General features: G+C 69.5%; 5 protein-coding genes. 4 read left to right on the plus strand and 1 reads right to left on the minus strand.

Annotation, left to right across the window (positions count from 1 at the left end; translation table 11 throughout):
• Window positions 1–76 precede the first annotated feature (76 nt).
• Window positions 77–1,264, minus strand: coding sequence for an amidohydrolase family protein (locus ABT130_RS46560; RefSeq protein ID WP_350927139.1), 1,188 nt, complete (start codon window positions 1,262–1,264; stop codon window positions 77–79).
• Between the two features lie 192 nt (window positions 1,265–1,456).
• On the opposite strand from ABT130_RS46560, the gene ABT130_RS46565 reads away from it, so the two are divergent.
• From ABT130_RS46565 to ABT130_RS46580, 4 genes are read left to right on the plus strand one after another with little or no spacing between them, the layout of a single operon-like run.
• Window positions 1,457–2,323, plus strand: coding sequence for an amidohydrolase family protein (locus tag ABT130_RS46565; RefSeq protein WP_350927141.1), 867 nt, complete (start codon window positions 1,457–1,459; stop codon window positions 2,321–2,323).
• A gap of 12 nt (window positions 2,324–2,335) precedes the next feature.
• A complete protein-coding gene (locus tag ABT130_RS46570) occupies window positions 2,336–4,519 on the plus strand; it encodes an acyl-CoA dehydrogenase family protein (RefSeq protein ID WP_350966347.1) in 2,184 nt (727 codons plus the stop codon).
• Window positions 4,516–5,046 (plus strand): DoxX family protein, encoded by a 531-nt coding sequence (locus ABT130_RS46575; protein WP_350966348.1) that lies wholly within the window; start codon window positions 4,516–4,518, stop codon window positions 5,044–5,046. Before ABT130_RS46570 ends, ABT130_RS46575 begins: the two co-directional genes overlap by 4 nt.
• A 47-nt stretch (window positions 5,047–5,093) precedes the next feature.
• A complete protein-coding gene (locus ABT130_RS46580; protein WP_350966349.1) occupies window positions 5,094–6,308 on the plus strand; it encodes an amidohydrolase family protein in 1,215 nt (404 codons plus the stop codon).
• The last annotated feature ends 98 nt before the right edge of the window (window positions 6,309–6,406 follow it).

The following is a 6,406-nucleotide window of genomic DNA, read 5'->3' on the forward strand; positions in this document are numbered from 1 at the left end:
TTAACCACCCCAACGGCCCGCGGCCCCGGACGGCATGCCGTCCGGGCCCGCGGACCACGGTCCGGCTCGGTCCGGGTCAGGCCGGCAGCCGCGTGGCGAGTTCGAGACCGTTGTCCCGCATCACTCGCCTGCTCTGCTCGACCGTGTACTGGAAGTTCTCCAGGTCCTTGATGTAGGAGCCGGGGTCGGCCAGGCCCTCGACGTGCGGATAGTCCGATCCCATCAAGATCTTGTCGACGCCGATGAGGTCGCGCAGCGCGCCCAGTTCGTCCTCGTAGAAGGGAGCCACCCAGATGTGCCGCCTGAACGTCTCGCGCGGGTCCTCGGGATACAGGTACGGGGTCTGGCCGAAGGACTTCTTGAGCTTGTCGAACAGGTGGAAGACCCAGTCGGAGCCCACTTCGATCGAGGCGATCCGCAGCCGGGGGAAGCGCTCGAACAGCCGGTTGGCGAGCATGCTCGCGATGGTGTCCTGAAGGGAGTTCGCCGAGGCCAGGCCGCGGAAGGGGCTGGCGCGGAACGCCTCGGTGAACTCGCTCTCGCCCCAGTCGGCCAGGTACTTGCTGTAGTAGGAGTCGCCGCCGTGGTAGAGCACGGTGATGCCGGCCTCGTTCGCCCGTGCCCAGAAGCCGTCGAACATCGGGTCGGCGGGTGACCTGCCGCCGCCGGGGGTCATGACGGGCCCGCCCACCATGACGACGAAGCGGGCGTCCCGCTCAAGCGCCCACTCCAGCTCCCTGACCGCGTTGTCGGGGTCGACCAGCGTGATGTACGGCGCGGCGAAGATGCGCTCCCGGTAGGCGAATCCCCAGTCCTCGGCGAGCCAGCGGTTGAAGGCGCGGAAGGCCGCGGTGAGCGCGGGCACGTCGTGCAGGAGCGCCTGCTCCATGCCGACACCGAGGGTCGGCAGGAAGATCGCACCCTGCATGCCCTGCTCGTCCATGAGCGCGAGGCGCGCGTCACGGTCGCGGTACTCGGGCCGGATGGGCTCCAGCTCGCCGAAGAGTTCGAGTGTCCCCGCCGACTTGGGGTTGCGGCCGCGGAAGTACTCGTCCATGGCACCCGGCTTGGCCACCGGGTCGAAGGTCGGGTTGGGGATGAACTTGTTCACCCGGCCCCCGACCAGGAGCCGGGTCCTGCCGTTGATCGTGGCCCACTGCATCGTTCGCTTGGCGAACCGGGGTTCCAGATGGCGGGTGAAGGCGTCGAGCGCCTCGTAGTAGTGGTTGTCGCAGTCGAAGTACCTGAAGGGCAGGTCAGCCACGGGTTCGTACCTCCCGGTCGTCACGCGCGGCCTTCTTGGACCGCCGCATGCAATGTATGCAATGTAGAACGGGATTTCAGTTGTGGCAAGCATCGACCTCGCCTGCTGTTATTAGGTGAAGTTCTGCCCGCCTCTTGACGAAACTGAAATCCTGTTTCAGAGTACCGAGCCAGGACTGAAAAGGAGCTCACGATGGCCATGCCGTCCGGAGTGCCCGTCATCGACACGATGATCGGATTCCCGCAGAAGGACTTCTCGCAGTACGACTTCATCCGCAGGCAGACCAGGGACCGGGGGTCGCTGGAGGAGATGCAGTTCCCCGCGGAGTACATGTTCAAGCAGGTCCCCAAGGACCTCCCCGCGGACGACCCGATCGGCCTCACCCTGCGGGAGATGGACCGCTTCGGCATCGTCCAGGGCATGATCGGGGTGTCGGACGAGGTGTCGCGGGCGGCCTTGAAGCGCTACCCCGACCGTTTCATCCCCTCGGGCAACGTCGACGACCCCAACGACGTGATGGGCAGCGTGGCCGCCATCAGGCGAGACTACGAGGAGTACGGGATCCGCGCCGTGGGGTCGTTCCCCGCGGGGACGTTCCCGCAGGTCGCGATCGACGATCCGAAGATGTACCCGGTCTACGCGACCTGCGTGGAACTCGACATCCCCATCTTCGTGTGCGCCGGTATCCCCGGGCCGAGGCTGAAGTTCGCCCCGCAGGAGGTGTCGCGGATCGACACCGTCATGTACGACTTCCCCGACCTGGTCATGGTGACCCGCCACGGCTGTGAGCCCTGGGAGCAGCTCGCGGTGAAGCTGATGCTCAAGTGGCCGAACCTGTACTACTCCACCTCCGCCTTCGCTCCCAAGCACTACCCCGAGGCCATCATCAGGTACGCCAACACCCGGGGCGCCGACAAGATCCTCTACGCCGGTTACTTCCCCATGGGGCTCTCCCTGGAGCGGATCTTCACCGACATGCCGGGCGTGCCCTTCAAGGACGAGGTGTGGCCGAAGTTCCTCTCCGGCAACACCCGGCGCATCCTCAAGCTGGACAGGTGAGGTGACGAGACGATGTCGATCGCACTGACCGAGGACCAGCAGGCGCTCGCCGAGTCCATCGCCGGGTTCACCGCCCGCCACGTGAGCTCCGAGTCGACCCGGGCCGAGTTCGAGGACCTGGCCGCCGGGGTGTGGCCGTCGGTCTGGAGCCATCTGGTGGAGCAGGGCATCCTCGCCATGCACCTGCCCGCCGAGTACGGCGGCGACGACGCCGGGCTCGTCGAGCTCGCCGTCGTGCTGGAGGAGACCGGGCGGGGGCTGATGCCGGGCCCGCTGCTCCCCACCCTGCTGACCAGCCTGGTCGTCGCGCGGCACGGTGGCGGCGACCTGTGCGCCCGGGCGCTGCCGCGCTTCGCGGGCGGCTCCACCGGCGCGTGCGCCACCACGCCGAAGGGCCTTGTCGCGGTGCGCAGGCGGGACGGCTGGCAGGTGACCGGCACGACCGAGCCCGTCCTCGGCGCGCTCAGCGCCGAGCACCTGGTGCTCGGTGCCGAGGCTCCCGAGGGCACCGTCTGGTTCCTGCTGGAGCCGGCGGAGCGGGACGCGGTCAAGGTCTCCCGGCAGCCGGGAGTGGACCTCTCCCGTGACATCGGCTCCGTCACGGCCGAGGGCCTGCTCGTGCCCTTCGACCGGGTGCTCTCCGTCGACAGCACCGAACTGCGCTCGCTCGCGGCCGTGCTGTTCTCCGCGGAGGCCGCGGGCATCGCGCGCTGGTGCCAGGAGAACGGGCTCGGTTACGTCCAGGTGCGCGAGCAGTTCGGCCGGCCGGTCGGTTCCTTCCAGGCCATCAAGCACAAGTGCGCGAGGATGTTCATCCAGAGCCGGCTCATGTCGGCGGCGGCCTGGGACGCGGCCTCGGCCGCCGACCAGGACCGGGAGCAGTTCGCGTTCGCCGCCGCCTCGGCCGCGGTCACCTGCCTCGGCGGTATCGCGGAGCTGGGCCTGGAGACGGTCACCCTGTTCGGGGGCATCGGCTACACCTGGGAGCACGACGCCCATCTGTACTGGCGCCGCGCGATGAGCCTGGCGACCCTGCTGGGTCCCGCGCACGAGTGGGAGGAGAGCACCGGGCGGCTCGCCCGCGTCACCGAGCGGACCAGGGCCGTCGACCTCACCGACGAACCGGCGGGACTGCGCGCCCGGGTCGCGGAGACGCTCGGCGAGATCGTCTCGGCCCCGCAGGCCGAGCGGCGTCGCCTGCTGGCCGAGGCCGGCCTGGTCTCCCCGCACTACCCCAGGCCGTACGGGCTGGCGGCGGACCCGATCTCGCAGGTCGTGATCTCCCAGGAGTACGAGCGCGCCGGCCTGACCCAGCCGTCGACGGTCATCGGTGAGTGGGCCCTGCCCACCGTCATCGCGCACGGGACCGAGCGGCAGCGCGAACGCTTCGTCATGCCCACGCTCCTCGGCGACATCGTCTGGTGCCAGTTGTTCAGCGAGCCGGGTGCCGGCTCCGACCTCGCCTCGCTGAAGACCCGGGCGGAGAAGGCCGACGGGGGATGGGTGCTCAACGGCCAGAAGGTCTGGACGTCGAGCGCGCACGAGGCCGACTGGGGCATCTGCCTGGCCAGGAGCGACGCCGAGGCCCCCAAGCACAAGGGCCTGAGCTACTTCCTGGTGGACATGCGCTCCGCCGGGGTGGAGGTCCGGCCGCTGCGCGAGGCCAACGGCGGCTACCTCTTCAACGAGGTCTTCTTCGACGACGTCTTCGTCCCCGACGAGTGCCTGGTCGGCAGGCCCGGCGAGGGATGGCGGCTGGCCCGCACCACGCTGGGCAACGAGCGGGTGAGCATGGGGAGCGGCATGTCCGGACCCCGGGAGAATCCCGCCCGCACCGCCGAGGCGCTGGGCGTCGACGGGCCGGCGGTGGTCCGTGACATCGGGGTGCTGACCGCGAAGGTCAACTCCTTCGAGGCACTCGGCCAGCGCGCGTTCGTGCGGCAGCTCTCCGGCCTGCAACCGGGCGCCGAGTCGAGCGTGCTGAAGGTCGTGTCGGCCTGGAACGCCGCCGAGATCCGCGGCAAGGAGCTGAGCTGGCTGGGTTCGAGGGCCGGAGTCCTCGCCGGCGAGGCCGGCGACGCCGCCCAGGCGCTGCTCTCGGTGCCGCCGCTGCTGATCGGCGGGGGAACCACGGAGATCCAGCTGAACGTGATCGCGGAGCAGGTGCTGCGCCTCCCACGCGAACAGGTTCGATGAGCACCTCCGGTGACGGCGCCTCCGACCTGGCGCTGTTCTGCTTCAGGCTCACGCTGGCCGTCGTCTTCGTCATGCACGCCTGGAACCACGTCTTCGGCGGCGGCCGGATCGAGGGGACCGCGCGCTGGTTCGAGTCACTGGGCATGCGGCCGGGCCGGCTGCACGCCTGGACAGCGAGCCTGACGGAGTTCGGGGCGGGCGTCCTGATCGGGCTCGGCCTGCTCACCCCCCTCGCCTCGGCCGCGGCGATCGCGGTGATGGGGGTGGCGCTCGTCACGACACACCTGAGGAACGGGTTCTTCATCTTCCGGCCCGGCGAGGGCTACGAGTACGTGCTGGTACTCGCGGTCTGTGCGGCGACCCTCGCGGGGCTGGGCCCCGGCCGCTGGTCGCTGGACGAGCTGGCGGAGCCGTCCATCGGCGGCTGGGGTCGCCTGGCGGTCGCGGTCGGTCTCGGTGTCTGCGGAGCGGCGGCGCAGCTCGTCGTCTTCTGGCGTCCCGGTACGGCGGCCGGCCCCGGAGCCTGAGCCGCGCACCGGTTCACAGTGATCAAATCAGAGTTCAGGGAGACACCATGGCAGAGCAGGAATCGCGCTATACCGTCATATCGTCGGACACTCATGCCGGGGGAAGTCACGCGATGTACCGGGAGTTCCTGGAGCAGAAGTACCACGACGACTTCGACGCCTGGCGGGGCCGGTACAAGAACCCGTTCAGCGATCTCGGTGACACGCGCCGGTACCGCAACTGGGACGACGAGATGCGCAACTCACAGCAGGACGCGGACGGCGTCGTCGGGGAGGTCATCTTCCCCAACACGGTGCCCCCGTTCTTTCCCAGCTTCGTGCTGTTCGCCCGGCCGCCCAAGCCGGACGAGTACCAGCAGCGCCTCGCCGGAATCCGTGCCCACAACCGCTGGCTGGAGGCGTTCTGCCGGCGGGCGCCGGAACGGCGGGCGGGCATCGGCCAGATCTTCCTCAACGACATCGACGACGCCATCGCCGACGTCCGCTGGATCAAGGAGCACGGGTTGCGCGGAGGCGTGCTGCTGCCCACGATCCCGCCGGACGTCGACTGGATCAAGCCGCTGAACCATCCCGACTACGACCGGCTGTGGGCGGTGTGCGAGGAACTCGAGGTTCCGGTGAACGTGCACGGCGGCACCGGCTCGCCGGCGTACGCGCCGCTGCCGTCGTCCGCCCTCATCATGCTCTCCGAGATCACCCACTACTCGCGGCGGCCCCTGCTGTTCATGCTGCTCTCCGGTGTCTTCGAGCGCTTCCCGAGGCTCAAGGTCGTGCTGACCGAGCAGGGCTGCTCGTGGCTGCCGCCCCTGCTGGAGCAGCTGGACACCACCCTGGCGGCGATTCGCGACAGCGGCGCGGTCGGTGAGCTGAGGTTCAAGCCGGAGCACATCCTGCCGAGATCGGCCACCGAGTACTTCCGGCAGAACGTCTGGCTGGGCGTGAGCTTCCCCCAGCGTGCCGACGCCGCCGCGGCCCGCACCCTCGGCATCGACAAGTTCATGTGGGGCAGCGACTACCCCCACGACGAGGGCACCTACCCGTACACGACCATGTCCCTGCGCCAGCTCTTCCACGACTGGCCGGAGGCGGACCTGCGGAAGATCCTCGCGGAGAACGCGGCCGACGTCTACGGCTTCGATCTGGACGCCCTCGCGGGGCCGGCGTCGCGCCTCGGTCCCAGGGGCTCCGAGGTCGCCCAGCCGCTCACCGAGTTGCCCGACAACCCCAACGAGGCCCTGGTCCGCAACGTGACAGCGGCCTGACCCGCCCCGAAGCCGAGCTGCGCGGGCCCCGCCCGAGCCGACCCACCGCCACACCCGCACCACGGCCCCGAACAGAGAGCGAGGGGAAGGCGAAAAGG

The organism is Streptosporangium sp. NPDC001681 (assembly GCF_040298085.1).
Classification (GTDB): Bacteria; Actinomycetota; Actinomycetes; order Streptosporangiales; family Streptosporangiaceae; genus Streptosporangium.